The organism is Kitasatospora sp. NPDC001175 (genome assembly GCF_053598215.1).
Genome location: NZ_JBSFJU010000033.1, coordinates 47,656 through 68,342 on the forward strand (window position 1 = coordinate 47,656; position 20,687 = coordinate 68,342).

Consider the following 20,687-nt stretch of genomic DNA (forward strand, 5'->3'; position numbering starts at 1 on the left):
GTCTTCGTACGTCTGCAGTGGGGTGGTCTGCCGGGCCGGGTATCCGATGTGCGGTCGGAGATCCGGCCCGTTGCGGCCCGCCGGCCGAAGGGCGTCCGGGGCCGGTGCGGACGATCGTCGCTGGTGCGTCGGTCTTCGCTTTCGGCATCGGAGCGCCCTTCGGCCGGGGAACGGGCGGTACTAGCGGGAGATCGCCTCGACCGTGCGGAGCGAGGCGCGGGCGGCGTTGGCCACGGCGTCCGCGGTCAGGCCGAACTCACGGAAGAGCACCTTGTAGTCGGCGGAGGCGCCGTAGTGCTCCAGGCTGATGATCCGGCCGGCGTCGCCGACCAGCTCGCGCCAGCCCTGGGCGATACCGGCCTCGACCGAGACGCGGGCCCGGACGTTCGGCGGCAGCACGCTGTCGCGGTACGCCTGGTCCTGCTCGTTGAACCACTCGATGGACGGCATGGAGACCACGCGGGTCGGGATGCCGTCGGCCTCCAGCTCCTCGCGGGCCTTGACGGCGAGCTGCACCTCGGAGCCGGTGGCGATCAGGATCACCTTGGGCGCGAAGTTGGACGCCTCGGCCAGCACGTAACCGCCCTTGGCGACGCCGTCGGCCGAGTGGAAGACCTCGCGGTCGAACGTCGGCACGCCCTGGCGGGTGAGCGCCAGGCCGACCGGGCCGGGGTGGCTGGAGTGCCGCTCGGCGATGGTGCGCCAGGCGACGGCGGTCTCGTTGGCGTCGGCCGGGCGGACGATGGACAGGCCCGGGATGGTGCGCAGCGCGGCCAGGTGCTCGACCGGCTGGTGGGTCGGGCCGTCCTCGCCGAGGCCGATCGAGTCGTGCGTCCAGACGTAGGTGACCGGCAGCTTCATCAGCGCGGCGAGGCGGACGGCCGGGCGCATGTAGTCGGAGAACACCAGGAAGGTGCCGCCGAAGACCCGGGTGTTGCCGTGCAGCGCGATGCCGTTCATGGTCGAGCCCATGGCGTGCTCGCGGATGCCGAAGTGGATGGTCCGGCCGTAGGGGCTGGCCGACTTCAGCGGGTTCCCCTCGGGCAGGAAGGAGCTGTCCTCGTCGATGGTGGTGAGGTTGGACTCCGCGAGGTCGGCCGAGCCGCCCCACAGCTCCGGGATCACCGCGCCGAGCGCCTTGAGGGTGTCGCCGGAGGCCTTGCGGGTGGCGACGTCCTTGCCGGCCGGGAAGACCGGGACGGCCTTCTCCCAGCCGTCGGGGAGCTCGCCGGAGGTGATCCGGTCGAACTCGGCGGCGCGCTCCGGGGCGGCCTCGCGCCAGGCGTGGAAGCCCTTCTCCCACTCGGCCCGGGCGGCCTTGCCGCGCTGGACGACCTCGCGGGCGTGGTTGACGACCTCGTCGGTGACCTCGAAGGTCTTCTGCGGGTCGAAGCCCAGCACCTTCTTGGTGGCGGCGATCTCGGCCTCGCCGAGCGCCGAGCCGTGCGCCTTGGCGGTGTCCTGGGCGTTCGGGGCCGGCCAGGCGATGATGGTGCGCATCGCGATGATCGACGGCCGGGAGGTCTCGGCGCGGGCCGCCTCCAGGGCGGTCGCCAGGGCGTGCACGTCGATGTCGCCGTCGGTCTTCGGCGTCACCCGCTGGACGTGCCAGCCGTACGCCTCGTACCGGGCCAGGACGTCCTCGGAGAAGGCGGTCGCGGTGTCGCCCTCGATCGAGATGTGGTTGTCGTCGTACAGCGCGACCAGGTTGCCCAGCTTCTGGTGGCCGGCCAGCGAGGACGCCTCGGCGGAGATGCCCTCCTCCAGGTCGCCGTCGGAGACGATCGCCCAGATGGTGTGGTCGAACGGGGACTGGCCCGCCGGGGCCTCGGGGTCGAACAGACCGCGCTCGTAACGGGCGGCCATCGCCATGCCCACCGCGTTGGCGATGCCCTGGCCGAGCGGGCCGGTGGTGGTCTCCACACCGGCGGTGTGGCCGTGCTCCGGGTGGCCAGGGGTGCGGCTGCCCGCGACGCGGAAGGCCTTGAGGTCGTCGAGCGACAGCCCGTAGCCGGACAGGTACAGCTGGGTGTACAGCGTCAGCGAGGTGTGCCCGGGCGAGAGCACGAAGCGGTCACGGCCGACCCAGGCCGGGTCGGTGGGGTCGTGGCGCAGGAAACGCTGGAAGATCAGGTACGCCGCGGGGGCCAGCGACATGGCCGTCCCCGGGTGGCCGTTGCCCACCTTTTGGACAGCGTCCATGGCCAGGACACGGGCGGTGTCGACCGTGCGCTGGTCCAGCTCGGTCCACTCGAATGCGTTCGTCGGCGTGGTGCTCACCCTGAGTCAGGGCTCCTTCCATAAATGAAGAGTGACCCCGTGAGGGACCGGTCGGCCACGTCATTGTGGACCTGACGTCTGAATGGTGCCGGTCACGGAGGGTTGATCCCGCTTCTCTGTGCGAGCCTACCGCCAGAGCGGGCCCCGACCCGCGTGACGGGACAACCGGGGCCGCGTGGCCCCGATTCCCGGCAGGGCGGGACGCACCTTGTCCTACCCTGTCCCATCTCGATCGGCTTTGCGCGTCCACGGGTCAAGACGGCCTGGGGCCGCTCCGGGAGGACCGGGAGGCCGTTGTTCAGGGGTTCACCCGGCGGTGTGCGGTTGCGCCCCGCCGGGGGACCCCGAGGCCGGGCCGGAGATATGGAGCGTCTAAGGTGGCGTGGTACGCGCAGCGCGGTCGTGACGGCAACCAAGCGGTCCCGGGGACGCCTGTGAAGATTCATCTTGAGTTGGGGTGTTCGTGACCGCCGTCGAGAGCCGCCCTGCCGGGACGGTCGGGGCGAGCCCTGCGCACCGGCCGTTCGGGGCCCGCGTAGGGGCATTCGTTGCACTGACCAAGCCTCGGATCATCGAGCTGCTGCTGATGAGCACCGTCCCGGTGATGTTCCTGGCGCAGCATGGGGTGCCCAACCTGCTGCTGGTCCTGAAGGTGGTGCTCGGCGGTTACCTGTCGGCCGGCGGCGCCAACGCGCTGAACATGTACATCGACCGCGACATCGACGCGGTGATGTCCCGTACCGAGCGCCGCCCGATCGTCACCGGCATGGTGTCGCCGCGCGAGGCGTTGCTGTTCGGCATCGCGCTGGCGGTCGGCTCCACGCTCTTCCTCGGGCTGCTGGTGAACTGGCTGTCCGCAGGCCTCGCGTTGTCCGCGCTGCTGTTCTACGTCTTCGTCTACACGCTCGGCCTGAAGCGGCGCACCACCCAGAACATCGTCTGGGGCGGGATCGCGGGCTGCATGCCGGTCTTCGTCGGCTGGGCGGCGGTGCGCAACTCGCTGTCCTGGTCGGCGCTGGTGCTCTTCCTGGTGATCTTCTTCTGGACGCCGCCGCACTACTGGCCGCTCTCCATGAAGGTCCGGGAGGACTACGAGAAGGCCGGGGTGCCGATGCTCCCGGTGCTCAAGGGCAATCTGGCGGTGGCCAAGCAGATCGTCATCTACTCCTGGGTGATGGTGGCCGTCTCGCTGGCCCTGTGGCCGCTGGGGCACACCTCCCTGCTGTACCCGGTGGCGGCGGCCGTGCTCGGCGCGTTCTGGCTCAAGGAGGCGCACGGCCTGTACAACCGCGCCAAGGCCGGGATCGTGGGCGCGCAGCTGAAGGAGATGCGGCTGTTCCACTGGTCGATCACCTATCTGTCGCTGCTCTTCGTGGTCGTGGCGGTGGACCCCTTCCTCTGATCGACCGGCTGTACGAGAGGCCCGACCTGTCCCAGGTCGGGCCTTTCCGCATGTGGCGGCAGGTGTGTCGGGCCGCACACGGCAGCGGCGTCGCAGGAGTGTCTACTGCTGGGTAGCATGCGGGCATGACCAGCGCAGAGACCGCCACCAACGTCCCGCAGGACGCCCGCGCCGAGCGCCGCGCGAAGCGCATCGCCAAGCACATCGAGAGCTTCACCCGGCAGCACGGCGGCAGCGCCGACGGCGTGGTCGAGTACGTCGGCCGTACCGCCACCCGGATCGTTCTGGTGGGCGCGGACGGCACGTGGGGCGACCAGGTCGCCCCGACCTACGCCATCGGGCGCCGGGCCGCCGAGCTGTCCGGGGTGACCCTGCACGACAGCTTCGAGGGCGAGTTGGGGCTCAAGGTGAAGACCAGTGCGTACGAGTGGAAGCGGATGGCCGGCATCCAGCTCGGCGGCTGACCGCCGGCACGACGAGAGGCCCTGATCCCGCAGTCGGCGGGATCAGGGCCTCTCGTCGTGTTCTCAGGCGGCCTGGAGGGTCCTGGAGGCCGTCTCGGCGTCGGCCGGGACGGGCTCGTCGGCGCGGGTGCGCAGGGCCAGCGGGACGCGCAGGGCGGCGGCCCAGACCAGGGCGGCGCCGAGCATGTGCAGGCCGACCATGACCTCGGGGGCGTCGGTGAAGTACTGCACGAGGCCGAGCAGGCCCTGGGCGAGCAGGACGACCAGGAGCTCGCGGACCCGGGCCCGGGCGGCCGCCGGCGCCTTCACGGCGGCGAAGGCGAAGACCAGCGCGACCACCAGGCCGATCGACAGGAAGACCAGGTCGGCGTGGGCCTGGACGAGCCGGTCGTAGTCGATCGGGATCCGGTACACCGGCTTGCCGCCGTCACTGGAGGAGCCCGGGTGGTGGCCGGCGCCGGTCACCACCGTGCCGACCAGCACCAGCAGTCCGATCACCGCCACCATCAGCTGCGAGAGCCGTACCAGTGGCTGGGAGACCAGCTGCTCCGGGGCACCGTCGCCCTCCTTGGCGCGCTCCCACATCAGCAGGGCGACCCAGACCAGGCCCATGGCGGCCACCATGTGGACCGCGACGACATACGGGTTGAGGCCGGTCAGCACGGTGATGCCGCCGATCACGGCGTTGCTCATCACCAGCCAGAACTGGGCCCAGCCGAGCCTGGTGAGGCTGCGGCGCCACCGCTGGTGGCAGCGGGCCGCCAGGGTGGCCCAGGCGATCGCCGCGCACAGCACGTAGGTGAGCATCCGGTTGGTGAACTCGATGACGCCGTGGATGCCCATCTGGGGCGTCGGCGTCAGGCTCTCACCGGTGCAGCGGGGCCAGGTGGTGCAGCCCAGGCCGGAGGCGGTCAGCCGGACGGCGCCGCCGGTGAGCACGATCACTACGCTCATCACCAGTGCGGCGAAGGCGGCCCGGCGAACGGTCTCGACGGACGGCTGCCAGCGGTCGGCGAGGAGGGAGGAGGGGGTACGCACCCGTTCATCCTAGGTCGGCTTATACCGGATCTTGGCGCGGGGCCGCCCCGGAGCAACGGGCGGAGCACATCGGACAAATCTCCGCAGACCGGTCGGTGTTCCGGTCCGGCGGCGGGTGCGTACGCACGGGTGCCGCCGAGGCGGCGCACGGCAGCGGAGGGCACTCCGGGGAGCAGGTAGGCTCTGGTGGTCCTGAGACGCGCCGGGACGGTCCCCAGGGCCCGTCCCCGATCGGCTCGGCGGTCTGGTCCGCCGGGGCGCGCGCCGTCTCGATCGCGCAGGCGTCGGCCGCCCCTCCGCCAGTGCCACGGCCAAGGCCGAAGGCAGCGGAGGCGGCAGTCGAACCGCCTTCACCGGTGGCACCGCGAAGCCGAGCGGCTTCGCGGTGGCTGCCGGGCAATCACAGGGCGCCGAGGAGCCCGCTGGCCCGTCGGTCGGCCAGGAGTCCTGAGGTCGCGCCAGGCGTAAGTGCGCACCGTTCGATCGGAATCGGTCAGGCAGTGCGAATTTTCCGTTATCGCATGTGCCGGAGTCCCTTGCTGTGATGGGCTGTTGGGCCACATGCATCCGGCCAACCGGCGGGGTGGCACAACGGGTCCGGACCGGTGGAGTGCCGCACCGCAGGCCAGGCTCCGGGCGATCGGAACTGTCAATGCCCTTCCACGGCAAGGTCGTTCGGGAAGGGGCTTCGGCATGGCGGGACAACGGCGGACTCGGATCGGCGCACTGGCGGCAGCAGCCGCGCTCGGCACGGTGCGGCCGTGATCGCGATCGGCGGCGGACTGCTGTTCGCCACCCGCGGTCGCTCCGCGCGCCGGCACTGATCGGGCGGCTAACGCTCCGGGAGTTCGCTCGGGCCGACGTGGTGGTCGAGCCAGGCCTTCAGGGGCTGGGAGGCGCGCAGGAAGGCGGTGATCCGCCTGGCGGCGGTCCGGGTGCCGAGCCAGGCGGCGGGCTCCCAGTCCTGCCAGGCGACCAGGCCCTTGCAGCGGAGCAGGCCGATCCTGGGGTGGTCCTTGGGGTAGCCGCGCGGGGCGCTCTTGAGCTCGTCACGGCCGTGCACGGTGGGGCCGGCCCGCTCGACCTCGGCGATGACGCGTTCGAGTTCGGCGCCGGTGATGTCCTCGGCGACGGCGGTGCGGTAGCGGGCCAGCTGGTCGGTGGCGAGCCGGTACATGCCGTTGCCGCAGGCAAGGCCGTCGGCGGAGAGCTGGATGTAGCCGCCGGTGCTGAGGTGGGCGCCGATGTGGGTCTTGTACGGGGACTTGTCGGCGCTGAACCGGACGTCGCGGTTGGGGCGGAAGATCTTGCCCGGACCGAACTCGTCCTCCAACTCGTCCAGCAGGTCGGCCATCGGGGTCCGGACGGAGTCCTCGTAGGTGGCGCGGTGGGCGTCCCAGAACGTCTTGGAGTTGTCGGCCTCCAGGCGCTCGTAGAACTCGAGCGCCTCGGCCGGCCAGCCGTGAAAGGTCACGGAACCAGCCTAGGCGCCGGGGTGCGGGAGTTGCCCGCCCGCCCCCGGCGCCCCGGGCGGTCTACTCCCAGCGGAAGAAGCGGGCCGCCGCCGCCAGCCCCAGGGCGGCCCAGACCGCGAGGACGCCGAGGTCGGACCAGGGGACGCCGGAGCCGTACTGGAGGACCGAGCGCAGGCCGTCGGAGAGCGCGCTGATCGGCAGCAGTTCCAGGGCCGAGCGGATCGCGGCGGGGAACTTGGCGAGCGGGACCACCACGCCGCCGGCCAGCAGCAGCAGGATGAACACCAGGTTGGCGGCGGCCAGGGTGGCCTCCGCCCGCAGGGTGCCGGCCATCAGCAGGCCGAGACCGGAGAAGGCGGCGGTGCCGAGCACCAGCAGGCCGGCCGCGGCGAGCGCCCCCGACGAAGTCGCCAGCCCGTGCGGGGACCAGCCGAGGGCGAGGGCGATCACCGAGAGCAGCAGGACCTGCAGCGCTTCGGTGACCAGGACGCAGCCGGTCTTGGCGGTCAGCAGCGCCCAGCGCGGCAGCGGAGAGGCGCCGAGCCGCTTGAGCACGCCGTAGCGGCGTTCGAAGCCGGTGCCGATGGCCTGGCCGGTGAAGGCGGTGGACATCACGGCGAGCGCCAGCAGGCCGGGGGCCAGGAAGTCCACCCGCTTGCCGGGGCCGTCCACCGAGACCACGTCCACGGCGCTGAACAGCACCAGCAGCACGGTCGGGATCACCACGGTGAGCAGCAACTGCTCGCCGTTGCGCAGCAGCATCTTCGTCTCGAAGGCGGTCTGCGCCAGCAGCATCCGGCCGACGGGTGCCGCGCCGGGTGCGGGGGAGTAGGAGGTGGTCACGATCGCAGGTCCCGTCCGGTCAGATCGAGGAAGACGTCTTCGAGGCTGCGCAGCCTCGCGGTGAGCCGCTCGGGGGCGGCGCCGGCCAGCGCGCACCATTCGTTGATCGCCGAGAGCACCTCGGGTTCGAGCCTGGCCTCGACGCGGTAGTGGCCGGGGCCGGTCTCGACCGCGGCGACGCCGTCCGGCAGGAGCTTGCGCAGCGTGGCGAGGTCGAGTCCGGCGGGCGCCTCGAAGTGCACGCTGGACTCGCCGCCGCTGCCGCGGAGTTCCGCCGGGCTGCCGGAGGCGATGACCCTGCCGTGGTCGATGATGGCGACCCGGTCGGCCAGCTCCTCGGCCTCGTCCATGTAGTGGGTGGTGACGATCACGGTGACGCCGTCGCGCTTGAGGTCGCGGACGAGGTCCCAGGTGGCGCGGCGGGCCTGCGGGTCGAGGCCGGCGGTGGGCTCGTCCAGGAAGACCAGCTCGGGGCGGCCGACCACGGCCATGGCCAGGGCCAGGCGCTGCTGCTGGCCGCCGGAGAGGCGGCGGTAGGCGGTGCGGCCGCAGGATCCCAGCCCCAGGCGCTCGACCAGGGCGTCCACGTCCAGCGGGTCGGCGTGCAGCTTGGCGGTGTGGCGCAGCATCTCCACCGCGCGGGCGCCCGCGTACACGCCGCCGGACTGGAGCATCACGCCGACCCTGGGGCGCAGCTCGCGGGCGTCGGCGATCGGGTCGAGGCCGAGGACGCGGACGGTGCCGGCGTCCGGGCGGCGATAGCCCTCGCAGGTCTCGATGGTGGTGGTCTTGCCGGCGCCGTTGGGGCCGAGTACGGCGGTGACGGCGCCGCGTTCGACGGTGAGGTCGAGGCCGTCCACGGCCGTCTTCTCGCCGTAGCGCTTGACCAGCCCGGTCACCTCGACGGCGGGTGAAGTCTGCATACCGGCGAGTGTAAGAGGACCTGACACGTGGCCCGGACACCGCGTGCCGTGATCGTTTCCGCAGGCCAGGTAAGGCTTGCCTGCGTGATGGATGACATGGGTGAGGCGTGGATCACGGCTTGTTTCACGGGAAGGAATTACGCAACAATCGTGTTGTGAAAAACATGCGCGAGCAGGTGGACCAGCGGGAGGCCGAGTCGGCCCCCGGCTGTGCCGTGCCCGCGACGGCGGCCGAGGTGCTGCTGGAGGGCCACCGCGCCACCCGGGACCGGGTGGCCCGCTCGATCCTCGACCACGGCCCTTCCTCCGCCGCCGACCTGGCCAGCCGCCTCGGGCTGACCGCCGCGGCCGTCCGCCGTCACCTGGACGGACTGCTCGCCACCGGTCTGGTCGAATCCCGCGAGCAGCGGGTCTACGGCAGCCGGGGCCGGGGCCGTCCCGCCAAGGTCTTCGCCCTCACCGAGTCCGGCCGGGACGCCTTCTACCAGGCCTACGACCAGCTCGCCGCCGACGCCCTGCGCTGGATCTCCGAGTCGGTGGGCGGCGGCAAGGCGGGCGAGGAGGCGGTCGCCGCCTTCGCCCGGGCCCGGTTCGGCAAGCAGGGCCAGAAGTACCTCGCCATGCTCGGCCGGGCCGCACCGGGGCAGCGCACCGAGGCTCTCGCCCAGGCGCTGAGTGCAGACGGGTACGCTGCCACGGTGCGGCGGGTGCCGTCGACCGCCGCGCAGGCCCCGGCGGGCGCCCAGCTCTGCCAGCACCACTGCCCGGTCGCGCACATCGCCGAGCAGTTCCCGCAGCTCTGCGAGGCGGAGACCGAGGTCTTCTCCCAGCTCCTGGGCACCCATGTGCAACGGCTGGCCACCATCGCCCACGGTGACGGGGTCTGCACCACCTATGTGCCGGCACCCGGTGCCGCATCGTCGCCCGGCCCGCGCCGGGCTCCCGATGCCGTGCCGACTGCCGGTACGTCTACCGATCAGAATTCAGCGTCCGCGCGGAGGAACCTCGCATGACTGACACCGTTTCGCACCCGGAGCTCGAGGGCCTGGGCACCTACGAGTACGGCTGGGCGGACCCGGATGTCGCCGGTGCCGCCGCCAAGCGGGGCCTGAGCGAAGAGGTCGTCCGCGACATCTCGGGGAAGAAGAGCGAGTCCGAGTGGATGCTCAACCTGCGTCTCAAGGGCCTGAAGCTGTTCGAGAAGAAGCCGATGCCGACCTGGGGTTCGGACCTCTCCGGCATCGACTTCGACAACATCAAGTACTTCGTCCGCTCCACCGAGAAGCAGGCCGAGTCCTGGGAGGACCTGCCCGCGGACATCAAGGCCACCTACGACAAGCTCGGCATCCCGGAGGCGGAGAAGCAGCGCCTGGTCGCCGGTGTCGCCGCGCAGTACGAGTCCGAGGTCGTGTACCACCAGATCCGCGAGGACCTGGAGGCGCAGGGCGTCATCTTCCTGGACACCGACACCGCGCTGCGCGAGCACCCGGAGCTGTTCAAGGAGTACTTCGGCACCGTCATCCCGGCCGGTGACAACAAGTTCGCCGCGCTCAACACGGCCGTGTGGTCCGGCGGTTCGTTCATCTACGTGCCGAAGGGCGTGCACGTCGACATCCCGCTGCAGGCCTACTTCCGGATCAACACCGAGAACATGGGCCAGTTCGAGCGGACGCTGATCATCGTCGACGAGGACGCCTACGTCCACTACGTCGAGGGCTGCACCGCGCCGATCTACTCCTCGGACTCGCTGCACAGCGCCGTGGTCGAGATCATCGTCAAGAAGGGCGGCCGCTGCCGCTACACGACCATCCAGAACTGGTCGAACAACGTCTACAACCTGGTCACCAAGCGCGCCGTGGCGTACGAGGGCGCGACCATGGAGTGGGTCGACGGCAACATCGGTTCCAAGGTCACCATGAAGTACCCGGCCGTCTACCTGATGGGCGAGCACGCCAAGGGCGAGACCCTGTCGATCGCCTTCGCGGGCGAGGGCCAGCACCAGGACGCCGGCGCCAAGATGGTCCACATGGCACCGAACACCTCCTCCAACATCGTCTCCAAGTCGGTGGCCCGAGGCGGCGGCCGGACCTCCTACCGCGGTCTGATCGAGATCGGCGAGGGTTCGCACGGCGCCAAGTCCAACGTGCTCTGCGACGCGCTGCTGGTCGACACCATCTCCCGCTCGGACACCTACCCGTACGTGGACGTCCGCGAGGACGACGTGTCCATGGGCCACGAGGCCACCGTCTCCAAGGTCAGCGAGGACCAGCTCTTCTACCTGATGAGCCGCGGCATGACCGAGTTCGAGGCGATGGCGATGATCGTCCGCGGCTTCGTCGAGCCGATCGCGCGCGAGCTGCCGATGGAGTACGCGCTGGAGCTCAACCGGCTGATCGAGCTGCAGATGGAGGGGTCCGTCGGCTGACACCCGGCCGAGGTCCCGTCCATCCACACCTTTGAGGAAGAGAGCACTACGAACAGCCATGGCTGACGTTCAGAACACCTCCGGCGCCACCACCGCCGGTTCGATCGAGGTCGGCACCACCGGAGCCGGTGCCCAGCTGGCCGGCCCCGGCACCGGCCGGGCCACCGTCCAGCAGCCGATCGACGCCCGCGTCGCGGTGAAGCCCTCCTACGACGTGAACGACTTCCCGGTCCCGCACGGCCGCGAGGAGGACTGGCGGTTCACCCCGCTGCACCGCCTCGGCGGACTGCACGACGGGAGCGCCGCCGCCGCCGACAAGGGCGAGGACAAGGTCGAGCTGAGCCTGCCGGCCGGCGTCACCGCCGAGACCGTCGGCCGCGACGACGCCCGCCTCGGCAAGGCCGGCAAGCCGGTGGACCGGGTCGCCGCGCAGGCGTACAGCGGCTTCGAGCAGGCGCTGGTCGTCACCGTCCCCAAGGAGACGGTGCTGACCGAGCCGGTGAAGATCGACGTGCACGGCGAGGGCGGGGTCCGCTTCGCGCACGTGGTGATCGACGTCAAGCCGTTCGCCGAGGCCGTCGTGGTGCTGAACCACACCGGCACCGGCATCCGCGCCGCCAACGTCGAGCTGCTGGTCGGCGACGGCGCCAAGCTCACCTTCGTCTCCGTCCAGGACTGGGAGCGCGACGCGGTGCACGCCGCCCAGCAGTCCGCCCTGGTCGGCCGGGACGCCTCGCTCAAGTCCGTGCTCGTCACCTTCGGCGGCGACCTGGTCCGGATCCACCCCCGGGTGCGCTACACCGCCTCCGGCGGCGAGGCCGAGCTGTACGGCCTGTACTTCGCCGACGCCGGCCAGCACCTGGAGCACCGCCTGATCATCGACCACGACACCCCGCACTGCCGGTCCAACGTGGTCTACAAGGGCGCCCTGCAGGGCCAGGACGCGCACGCGGTCTGGGTCGGCGACGCGCTGATCCGCGCCGCCGCCGTCGGCACCGACACCTACGAGCAGAACCGCAACCTGGTGCTCACCGACGGCGCCCGGGTCGACTCGATCCCCAACCTGGAGATCGAGACCGGCGAGATCGTCGGCGCCGGCCACGCCTCGGCCACCGGCCGCTTCGACGACGAGCAGCTCTTCTACCTGCAGGCCCGCGGCATCCCGGCCGACGAGGCCCGCCGCCTGGTGGTCCGCGGCTTCTTCGCCGAGCTGGTCCAGCAGATCGGCGTCGCCGAGATCCAGGACCACCTGATGGAGAAGATCGAGGCCGAGCTGGAAGCGACGGTCGGATGAGTTTCCTGCGCGCCTGCTCGCTGAGCGAGCTCCACGAGGACGTGCCCAAGCGCGTCGAGCTGAACGGCATCCCGGTCGCCCTGGTCCGCACCGAGGGCGAGGTGTTCGCGATCAACGACATCTGCTCGCACGCGAACGTCTCCCTCTCCGAGGGCGAGGTCGAGGACTGCAGGATCGAGTGCTGGCTGCACGGCTCCAGCTTCGACCTGCGCTCCGGCAAGCCGTCCGGGCTGCCCGCCACCAAGCCGGTCGCTGTCTACCCCGTAAAGATCGAAGGGGACGATGTGCTCGTCTCCGTCAACCAGGAGTCCTGAGTACACATGGCAACGCTTGAAATCCGTGACCTGCACGTCTCCGTCGAGGCCGAGAACGGCCCGCGCGAGATCCTGCGCGGCGTCGACCTGACCGTGAAGCAGGGCGAGACCCACGCGATCATGGGCCCCAACGGCTCCGGCAAGTCCACCCTGGCCTACTCGCTGGCCGGCCACCCCAAGTACACCGTCACCAGCGGCTCGGTGCTGCTCGACGGTGAGGACGTGCTGGCGATGTCGGTCGACGAGCGCGCCCGCGCCGGTGTCTTCCTGGCCATGCAGTACCCGGTCGAGGTCCCCGGCGTCTCGGTCTCCAACTTCCTGCGCACCGCCGCCACCGCCGTGCGCGGCGAGGCCCCGAAGCTGCGCACCTGGGTGAAGGAGGTCAAGGAGACGATGGCCGCCCTCCAGATGGACCCGGCCTTCGCCGAGCGCAACGTCAACGAGGGCTTCTCCGGTGGTGAGAAGAAGCGCCACGAGATCCTGCAGCTGGAGCTGCTCAAGCCGAAGGTCGCGATCCTGGACGAGACCGACTCCGGCCTGGACGTCGACGCGCTGCGCATCGTCTCCGAGGGCATCAACCGGGTCCGCGCCACCGGCGAGGTCGGCACCCTGCTGGTCACCCACTACACCCGCATCCTGCGGTACATCCAGCCCGACTACGTCCACGTCTTCGCGGGCGGCCGCATCGTCGAGTCCGGCGGTGCCGAGCTCGCCGACAAGCTGGAGGAAGAGGGCTACGAGGCTTACGTGAAGGGCGGCGCTTCCGAGTGACAACCCATCCTGGCTCGGCGCTGACCGGGCTGCTCGACACCGAGGCGATCCGCAAGGACTTCCCGGTCCTGCAGCGTCTGCTGCACGACGGCAAGCCCCTGGTCTACCTGGACAATGCGGCGACCTCGCAGAAGCCCCGGCAGGTGCTGGAGGCCCTCAACGCGTACTACGAGCGGCACAACGCCAACGTGCACCGCGGTGTGCACGTGCTGGCCGAGGAGGCCACGGCGCTGTACGAGGGCGCCCGCGACAAGGTCGCGGCCTTCATCAACGCGCCGAGCCGGGACGAGGTGATCTTCACCAAGAACGCCTCCGAGTCCCTCAACCTGGTTGCCAACATGCTGGGTTGGGCCGACGAGCCGTACCGGGTGGACGCGGACTCCGAGATCGTCATCACGGAGATGGAGCACCACTCCAACATCGTTCCGTGGCAGCTGCTCTCGCAGCGCACCGGCGCGAAGCTGAAGTGGTTCGGGCTGACCGACGAGGGCCGGCTGGACCTCTCGGACATCGACGAGCTGATCACCGAGAAGACCAAGGTGGTCTCCTTCACCCTGGTCTCCAACCTGCTGGGCACCATCAACCCGGTCGAGACCATCGTCCGCAAGGCCCAGTCGGTCGGTGCCCTGGTGGTGATCGACGCCTCGCAGGCCGCGCCGCACATGGTGCTGGACGTCCAGGCGCTGGAGGCCGACTTCGTCGCCTTCACCGGCCACAAGATGCTGGCCCCGACCGGCATCGGCGTGCTCTGGGGCCGCCAGGAGCTGCTGGAGGACCTGCCTCCGTTCCTCGGTGGCGGCGAGATGATCGAGACCGTCACCATGGGCTCGTCCACCTACGCCCCGGCGCCGCACAAGTTCGAGGCGGGCACTCCGCCGATCGCCCAGGCGGTCGGCCTCGGCGCGGCCATCGACTACCTGTCGAACATCGGCATGGAGAAGATCGCCGCCCACGAGCACGCGATCACCGAGTACGCGGTCGAGCGCCTGCTGGAGGTCCCGGAGCTGCGGATCATCGGCCCCCGCACGGCCGTCGACCGCGGTGCCGCGATCTCCTTCACCCTCGGTGACATCCACCCGCACGACGTGGGCCAGGTGCTGGACGAGCAGGGCATCGCCGTGCGGGTCGGCCACCACTGCGCGCGGCCGGTCTGCCTGCGGTACGGAGTTCCGGCGACCACCAGGGCGTCGTTCTACCTGTACTCCACGCCGGCCGAGGTCGACGCACTGATCGCCGGTCTGCACCACGTCCGCAACTTCTTCGGCTGAGGGCTGGGTTCACCGATATGAAGCTCGACTCGATGTACCAGGAGATCATCCTGGACCACTACCGCAACCCCCACGGCAAGGGACTGCGGGACGGCGACGCCGAGGTGCACCACGTCAACCCGACCTGCGGGGACGAGATCACCCTGCGGGTCAGGCTCGACGGCTCGGTGGTGGCGGACATCTCCTACGAGTCGCAGGGCTGTTCGATCAGCCAGGCCAGCGCCTCGGTGCTGAACGACCTGGTGGTCGGCAAGACCGTCGGTGAGGGCCAGGCCATCCAGGAGGCCTTCCTGGAGCTGATGCAGAGCAAGGGCCAGGCCGAGGGCGACGAGGAGGTGCTGGAGGACGCGGTCGCGTTCGCCGGCGTCTCCAAGTACCCCGCCCGGGTCAAGTGCGCGCTGCTGAGCTGGATGGCCTGGAAGGACGCCACCGCCAAGGCGCTCGCCGAGCAGCCCGTCATCAACGACTGAAGGACGTATCCATGAGCGAGACCGAGAGCAAGGCTCCCGAGAGCAGCCCCGACGGGCCGGTGGGCACCAGCGCCGGCACCGTGTCCGTCGAGGACCTGACCGAGGCCCTGATGGACGTCGTCGACCCCGAGCTGGGCATCGACGTCGTCAACCTGGGCCTGATCTACGGCGTCCACATCGACGAGGACGACGTGGCCACCATCGACATGACGCTCACCTCGGCGGCCTGCCCGCTGACCGACGTCATCGAGGACCAGGCCAAGACCGCCACCGACGGTCTGGTGAAGGACCTGCGGATCAACTGGGTCTGGATGCCGCCGTGGGGCCCCGACAAGATCACCGACGACGGCCGCGAACAGCTCCGCGCCCTCGGCTTCAACGTCTGATCGCCTGAGCTTCACCACTGCCGCGTGGATCCCTCCTTCGAGGGAATCATCCACGCGGCAGTGGTGTGTCGGCGTACGGTGGGCCAGGCTGGGCACCGCGACCGTGAAAGGAGCCCTGAGATGTCCGTGGCAGCGATCGCACACCTTGTTCTCCCGGACACCCCCTATGCGATGTGGGTCCGGGGCGAGTTGGAGGACTACCTTCACCTGCCGGATGGCACTCGGGTCGAGGTGGTCGGAGGGGAGATCGTTGTGTCGCCTGCGCCGGTGTATCCGCACGCTGCGATCCTGGACGACATCCAGCGAGCAGTGCACTACGCCCAGTTCTCCGATCCGGCCTATCCATGGCGCGTCGTGCAGGGCATCAACCTCAATCTGATCGAGGTCGCCGACGGTTACATCCCGGACTTGGCCGTCGTGCACGCCGACATCGATACCCAGAGCCGGGCGGACGACGTGCTCCACCTGCTGCCGCACCAGCTGGAGCTGGTCGTCGAGGTGACCTCGAAGTCCAACGCCGACAACGACCGCGAACCCGTCTTCGGGCGGCGGACGAAGGCGACCAAGTGGAGCGGCTACGCCCGCGAGCGGGTCCCGTACTACCTGCTGGTCGACCGGGACCCACGGCAGCCCGGCGTCACCCTGTTCAGTGAGCCGGACTCCGCGTCCGGGAGGTACGGGACCGCCGAGACCTGGAAGTTCGGCGATCCCGTCCGGTTGCCCGAGCCGTTCGGTGTCGAGATCCGCACCGAATCCTGGCGTCCCTGGTCGGACTAGGACCGATCGGTCCGACGCCGCCCGACCACCGCGCCCGCCAGGCCCAGGCAGGCCGCGGCCGCGAGGCCGACGAAGCCGCTGACGGACGGCAGCAGGCCGTACGAGCGGACCAGGGCGCCCACGCCGACGATCGGCAGGGAGCTGCCCAGGTAGATGATCACCCAGAGGGTGGAGAGTTCGCTGCCGCGGCGCTCGGGGTCCATGGCGGCGACCGCGGTGGTGAACAGGGAGCGGAAGGCCACGCCCTGGCAGGCGCCGCCGAGCACGCTGCCGATGAAGAGCAGTGCCGGGGTGCCGGTGTAGCCGGCGGCGACCACCATGCCGAGTCCGGCGGCCAGGCCGGTCATGCCGAGGGCGATCACCAGGCGGTCCGCGGTCGGCGGGACGAGCAGCTGGGCGGCGGCCGAGGAGCCGAGCAGCAGGGCGGCGACCACCGCGCCGGTCAGGTGCGAGGAGGTGTGCAGCACCTTGGCGGAGAAGGCGGGCGCCAGGCTGAGGTAGACCCCGAAGACCGCGTAGGAGACGAAGCCGGCCCCGGCGGCGAGCAGGAACTCACGGCGGCCCCGTGCGGGCAGGGCGAGCCGCTTGGGTCGCAGGTGGGCCGGGGTGGTGATGCGCGGCGGGGCGGACTCGGGGCGCAGCCCACCGGGCATCCGGGGGTGGACCACCGCGAGCGGGACGCAGAGTGCCAGCAGGGCCAGGGCGTGCACCAGGAACGGCGTCAGCAGCGGGTTGCTGCCGCCCGCCAGCAGCGCTCCGACGACCGGGCCGAGTGCGACACCGCCGGCCGAGCAGGCCAGGGTGAGCTTGGCGGCCAGGGTCTGGTGCTCCGGCAGCAGGTCGCCGAGGGCGGCGCCGGCGGCCCCGGTGGACAGGCCCACCGCGATGCCCTGGACGGCCCGTCCGGCGGCTAGCTGGCCGAAGCTGCCCGCGGTGGCGAAGAGCGCGTCACCGCCGGCGGCCAGCGCGACGGCGGGCAGGATCATCGCCCGCCGGCCGAGGTGGTCGGACCAGTGGCCGACCGCGGCCAGGACCGGGACCAGGGCGAAGACGTAGATGGTGAAGAGGATGGTGGTGTCGAGCGCGGTGAGCCCGAGGCGCTGCTGGAGCACCGGGTAGATCGGCGTCGCCAGGTTGGCACCGATCAGCAGGAACAGCAGGGCGCCGGCGACCAGGCCGACGCGTATGCCGCGCACCGCGTTCCAGCGGCTGATCGTGGAGAGCTGGAGTTGCGTGCGTGGTGCGAGCTCCAGGGGGAGCAGGGCCTCCGAGAGCCGGCGTACCGGGTTCTGCGCCGTGGGCAGTCCGGGGCCGGCGGTGGAGAGGTCCGCCATGGCAGGGGTCTCCTGTGGCCGGGCGCAACCGGGCCCGGGCAGGGCCTGGGGTGGCGGCCTTGAGTCGGAGTCGCCGGCGGCGCGGGTGAGTGAGTGGTACGGCCCTCCTGCCGGGGCGGCTCCCGATGTCCCGTGGGCGGGCAGGGGAGGGCGCCGGTGTGGAGGGTGGGGTGGGCGTCGTTGCCCGGTGGCCGTGCGGGGTGTGCACTGCGCCAAGCGAAGGATACGTGTTCGGTTCGGGTGTCGGCGGCGCGAGGACCGGTCGGCCGGGCACGCGGCCCCGCCGACGGCTACGCTGAGTAGATGGACCGGTACCCACACCCGGTTCTGTGGCGCAGTGACCGCTCGTCGAGGCGGGCGGGGCGTGAGCACTGTGAGCACCACCACTACGACAATTGTCAGTACGGGAGAACGCGCACGATGGCCGGACGACGTCGCACCAAGCCCGAGAACCCGGCGGAGAACGGGCCCGGAGCGAAGGCCGAGGGCCTGCTGCCCGCCGACTACGAGCTGGCCGATCTGTACGGGGCGTTCGCGGCGCACGGCCGCGAGGAGGACGACATGGACGATGCCGTGGTGCTTGTCCCGCCGGTCCTGCTGCCGCCGGAGGAGGAGCTGGCCGCAGCCGCGCTGGCGGTACCCCTGATCGACCACGCGCTGAAGCTCGCCCGCTGGGCCGACCCGCACCGCGCGGTGGACGAGTTCGGGGACCTCACCGGCCCGGACCGGGCGCCCGCCGCGCGGCTGCTCGGCCTGGCCCCCGAGCAGGGGAGTGCGCCGGAGGAGGCCGTGATCGAGGCGATGCGGGCCTGGTCGCTCGCCTGCGACCTGGAGCTGGTGGAGATCGGTACCACCGCCGAGGGCGAGCACGTGGCGGTTCCCGGGCCCGACCTGGCGGACGCCGAGCAGGGCGACCCGGAGACGGTCCTCGAACTGTGGCTGACCGCGGCCGGGATCGTGCGCGAGCTGGCCGCCGAGGCCGACTCGCTGGCCTTGGCGGAGGAGAAGCGCGAGCGCGCCGGGGCCGCGGAGGGCGCGGAGGAGCCAGCGGAGGCGGCCGAGGAGACCGACGAGGCCGAGCTGGCGGAGCTGGAGGAGTCCCGGCAGGCGGCGGCCGAACTGTTGGACGAGGCGCTCCAGGTGCTCTACGAGACCACGGCCTTCGCCGAGCCCGGGCAGGAGACGGTGCCGCTCGGGGTGCTGGCCGCGCTGCTGGTGGTTCCCGAGGGCGAGGAGCCCGACGAGGAGATGCTCGGCGACATCACCGATGTGATGGTGACGCTGGACCCGATGCTTGCCGACCTGGCCGAGCTCGGGATGCTGGAGCACCAGCCGATCGATCCCGCGCTGTTCGAGGAGGAGTCGGAGGAGGAGACGTCGGCGGCGGGCGAGGGCCCGCTGGACGAGGCCGAGGCCGCCCGGTTCGGGATGGTCCGGCTCACCCCGCTCGGTCAGTACGGCGTGCGGCAGTGGCTGCTGGAGGACGGCTTCGAGGCCCCGCTGGTCGGCGAGCTGGCCCAGGGCACGGCGGAGGAGCTGCTGCGCGGCATCTCGGAGAACGACAATGTGCTGCCCGACCGGGAGCTGGCCGTCTGGCTCGCCGGCCGCGAGCCGGTGCAGGCGGCTCGCGAGCTGCTGGCGGCGGCCAGGGGGAACGACCCGTACGGCCCGGTGCGCCGGCTGCTCTGCCTGTCGGCGCTGGAGATGCTCGGGGCCGGGGCGCAGACCGCCGCGCAGGAGGTGGTGGACGACCCGCAGCTGGGCGGCGGGGTCCGGGCCTGGCTGCTCGAACAGGGCCTGGAGATCGGGGCGCCCGAGCGCCGGGTGGTGTTCTGGAGCCTGGTGGACGCCTTCGCCGCGCAGCTGCTGACGAGCGAGGGGGAGAACGAGGCGCTGCGGGAGCTGGTGGCCGGGCTTCCGGTGGGCGAGGACGTGGTGGAGTTCTTCGCCGAGCTGTGGCGGGTCGAGCACCCGTACACGGCGGAGGTGCTGGAGACGGTCGGCGAACTGCACAAGGACCGGAAGATCGCCAAGGAGGCCCGCAAGGCGGCCTTCAAGGCCCGCTCCCAGCGCGGCAAGTAGCGGCGAGGACAAGGGGCGCGGGCGCCGTGCGGCCCTGGCGGCGGAGCCGGGCGGGCGGTGCTTCGCGCCCTGGCACCCGGCAGGGGTGTCCGTACTGCCCGCCCGGGGCCTCGGGCTGTCGGGTCCGGTGCGGAGGTCCTCCGCCCTGCGCGGGCCGGATCACGCCAGATGGGCGCCCAGGCCCCGCTGGCCGGCCCGCATCATGGCGGCGTGGTTGGCGATGAAGAGCGGGCGGGCGATCGGGGCGAGGCGGCGCATCAGGGCTTTGGCGGGGCGAACGTCCTCTTCGAAGAGCACCCGGGCGCCCGGGCCCCGGGCGGCCGGGCAGACCCGCCAGCGGGACCAGCCCTGGAGGTCGCCGCCGAGTTCGGCCTCGAGCAGGCCGGCCGCCGCGTCCCGGTACTGCTCGCGCACGGTGACGCGTAGCCCGTACGGCAGGATCGAGCGGATGGCCAACTCGCCGCTGTGTGCGTCCAGTTGCCGGACCGAGCGGATCTGCGGCCACCACTGCGGGTAGCAGGCGACGTCCTCCAGGGCCCGGTAGACCCGGTCCGGCTCGGCGGGCAGCTGCCAGACGGAGCTGAGGCGGTAGTGGTTGGGATCCAAGGCGGCCCCCGGGATGACGGATTGCTACGGCAAGTCCAGACTGCCGCTCTCGGTGAACGGGAGGAAGGGGTTGTGGCAGAGCTCCCAGAGGTGTCCGTCCAAGTCCTCGAAGTAGCCGGAGTAGCCGCCCCACTCGGTGCCGGCCGGGGGCTTGACCACCGTGGCGCCCGCCGCGACGGCCGTTGCGAGGGCGGCGTCGACCAGCTCGGGCGATTCGAGGTTCACCGCGAGGGTGACACCGCGGAAGGACGGTTCGCCCGAGGCCGGCACACCGGCGTCGGCCGCGAGCGCCTCGGTGGGGAAGAGGCCGAGGGCGGAATCCGCGGTGCGGAACCAGACGATCTCGGGGCTGGAGGCGCTGGACCGCTGCCAGCCCAGGGCCTCGTAGAACTCGGTGCTGCGCCGCAGGTCGGCGACGCCGAGGGTGATGATGCTGATTCTGGCCGGGATGTTCTTGGCTGCTGTCATGCCGCTCAGGGTAGGCAAGGCTACTGACAATCCGGCCCCGTCGTGGTCGGGTCGGTCATCTGCCCGT

At 71.2% G+C, this 20,687-nt stretch carries 20 protein-coding genes; 12 read left to right on the forward strand and 8 right to left on the reverse strand.

Features of this window, described 5'->3' with window-relative positions; all coding sequences use genetic code 11:
- Positions 1-180: 180 nt before the first annotated feature.
- A complete protein-coding gene (tkt, locus tag ACWDAK_RS23160) occupies positions 181-2,280 on the reverse strand; it encodes a transketolase (RefSeq protein ID WP_344635222.1) in 2,100 nt (699 codons plus the stop codon).
- A 457-nt stretch (positions 2,281-2,737) separates the two neighbouring features.
- On the opposite strand from tkt, the gene ACWDAK_RS23165 reads away from it, so the two are divergent.
- A complete protein-coding gene (locus tag ACWDAK_RS23165) occupies positions 2,738-3,682 on the forward strand; it encodes a heme o synthase (protein ID WP_344635223.1) in 945 nt (314 codons plus the stop codon).
- A gap of 125 nt (positions 3,683-3,807) precedes the next feature.
- Entirely contained in the window at positions 3,808-4,146 is a 339-nt protein-coding gene (locus ACWDAK_RS23170) for a hypothetical protein (RefSeq protein ID WP_344635224.1), read from the forward strand.
- Between the two features lie 63 nt (positions 4,147-4,209).
- Here the strand turns inward: ACWDAK_RS23170 and ACWDAK_RS23175 are convergent, their stop codons facing one another.
- The 4 genes from ACWDAK_RS23175 to ACWDAK_RS23190 all read right to left on the reverse strand — a co-directional run bounded on the left by ACWDAK_RS23175 (position 4,210) and on the right by ACWDAK_RS23190 (position 8,425).
- Entirely contained in the window at positions 4,210-5,184 is a 975-nt protein-coding gene (locus ACWDAK_RS23175) for a COX15/CtaA family protein (protein ID WP_427394589.1), read from the reverse strand.
- 832 nt (positions 5,185-6,016) lie between these two features.
- Entirely contained in the window at positions 6,017-6,658 is a 642-nt protein-coding gene (locus tag ACWDAK_RS23180; RefSeq protein ID WP_344635226.1) for a DUF2461 domain-containing protein, read from the reverse strand.
- A 61-nt stretch (positions 6,659-6,719) separates the two neighbouring features.
- Positions 6,720-7,454, reverse strand: coding sequence for an ABC transporter permease (locus tag ACWDAK_RS23185; RefSeq protein WP_344635421.1), 735 nt, complete (start codon positions 7,452-7,454; stop codon positions 6,720-6,722).
- A gap of 44 nt (positions 7,455-7,498) precedes the next feature.
- Entirely contained in the window at positions 7,499-8,425 is a 927-nt protein-coding gene (locus tag ACWDAK_RS23190) for an ABC transporter ATP-binding protein (RefSeq protein ID WP_344635227.1), read from the reverse strand.
- 164 nt (positions 8,426-8,589) lie between these two features.
- Between ACWDAK_RS23190 and ACWDAK_RS23195 the strand changes: the two genes are divergently transcribed.
- From ACWDAK_RS23195 to ACWDAK_RS23235, 9 genes are all read left to right on the forward strand, one after another.
- Positions 8,590-9,438 (forward strand): helix-turn-helix transcriptional regulator, encoded by an 849-nt coding sequence (locus tag ACWDAK_RS23195; RefSeq protein WP_344635228.1) that lies wholly within the window; start codon positions 8,590-8,592, stop codon positions 9,436-9,438.
- Positions 9,435-10,850: a Fe-S cluster assembly protein SufB gene (gene sufB, locus ACWDAK_RS23200; protein ID WP_344635229.1), complete on the forward strand. Its 1,416-nt coding sequence runs from the start codon at positions 9,435-9,437 to the stop codon at positions 10,848-10,850. Before ACWDAK_RS23195 ends, sufB begins: the two co-directional genes overlap by 4 nt.
- Positions 10,851-10,908: 58 nt before the next feature.
- Positions 10,909-12,144, forward strand: a complete 1,236-nt coding sequence (gene sufD, locus ACWDAK_RS23205; protein ID WP_427394588.1) for a Fe-S cluster assembly protein SufD — start codon at positions 10,909-10,911, stop codon at positions 12,142-12,144.
- On the forward strand, positions 12,141-12,458 hold the full coding sequence (locus ACWDAK_RS23210; RefSeq protein ID WP_344635231.1) for a non-heme iron oxygenase ferredoxin subunit: 318 nt from the start codon (positions 12,141-12,143) through the stop codon (positions 12,456-12,458). The genes sufD and ACWDAK_RS23210 overlap by 4 nt, the downstream gene beginning before the upstream one ends.
- Before the next feature lie 6 nt (positions 12,459-12,464).
- A complete protein-coding gene (gene sufC, locus ACWDAK_RS23215; protein WP_344635232.1) occupies positions 12,465-13,229 on the forward strand; it encodes a Fe-S cluster assembly ATPase SufC in 765 nt (254 codons plus the stop codon).
- 20 nt (positions 13,230-13,249) lie between these two features.
- Positions 13,250-14,497 carry a cysteine desulfurase gene (locus tag ACWDAK_RS23220; protein WP_344635422.1) on the forward strand — a complete coding sequence of 416 codons (1,248 nt, stop codon included), beginning with the start codon at positions 13,250-13,252 and terminating at the stop codon, positions 14,495-14,497.
- A 17-nt stretch (positions 14,498-14,514) separates the two neighbouring features.
- Positions 14,515-14,967, forward strand: coding sequence for a Fe-S cluster assembly sulfur transfer protein SufU (sufU, locus tag ACWDAK_RS23225; RefSeq protein ID WP_344635233.1), 453 nt, complete (start codon positions 14,515-14,517; stop codon positions 14,965-14,967).
- A gap of 11 nt (positions 14,968-14,978) precedes the next feature.
- Positions 14,979-15,353 (forward strand): metal-sulfur cluster assembly factor, encoded by a 375-nt coding sequence (locus ACWDAK_RS23230; RefSeq protein ID WP_427394587.1) that lies wholly within the window; start codon positions 14,979-14,981, stop codon positions 15,351-15,353.
- Between the two features lie 120 nt (positions 15,354-15,473).
- The gene (locus tag ACWDAK_RS23235; RefSeq protein WP_427394586.1) at positions 15,474-16,130 is read left to right on the forward strand and encodes a Uma2 family endonuclease; all 657 of its coding nucleotides are present in this window, start codon (positions 15,474-15,476) and stop codon (positions 16,128-16,130) included.
- Here the strand turns inward: ACWDAK_RS23235 and ACWDAK_RS23240 are convergent.
- Entirely contained in the window at positions 16,127-17,464 is a 1,338-nt protein-coding gene (locus ACWDAK_RS23240) for an MFS transporter (protein WP_344635236.1), read from the reverse strand. The two genes, ACWDAK_RS23235 and ACWDAK_RS23240, sit on opposite strands and share 4 nt — an antisense overlap.
- Before the next feature lie 420 nt (positions 17,465-17,884).
- On the opposite strand from ACWDAK_RS23240, the gene ACWDAK_RS23245 reads away from it, so the two are divergent.
- Positions 17,885-19,546, forward strand: a complete 1,662-nt coding sequence (locus tag ACWDAK_RS23245; protein ID WP_344635237.1) for a hypothetical protein — start codon at positions 17,885-17,887, stop codon at positions 19,544-19,546.
- Positions 19,547-19,705: 159 nt separating this feature from the next.
- On the opposite strand, the gene ACWDAK_RS23250 is transcribed toward ACWDAK_RS23245, so the two are convergent.
- Both ACWDAK_RS23250 and ACWDAK_RS23255 read right to left on the reverse strand, forming a co-directional pair.
- Positions 19,706-20,152, reverse strand: coding sequence for an SRPBCC family protein (locus ACWDAK_RS23250; protein ID WP_427394585.1), 447 nt, complete (start codon positions 20,150-20,152; stop codon positions 19,706-19,708).
- Positions 20,153-20,176: 24 nt separating this feature from the next.
- A complete protein-coding gene (locus tag ACWDAK_RS23255) occupies positions 20,177-20,620 on the reverse strand; it encodes a VOC family protein (protein WP_344635239.1) in 444 nt (147 codons plus the stop codon).
- Between the last annotated feature and the right edge of the window lie 67 nt (positions 20,621-20,687).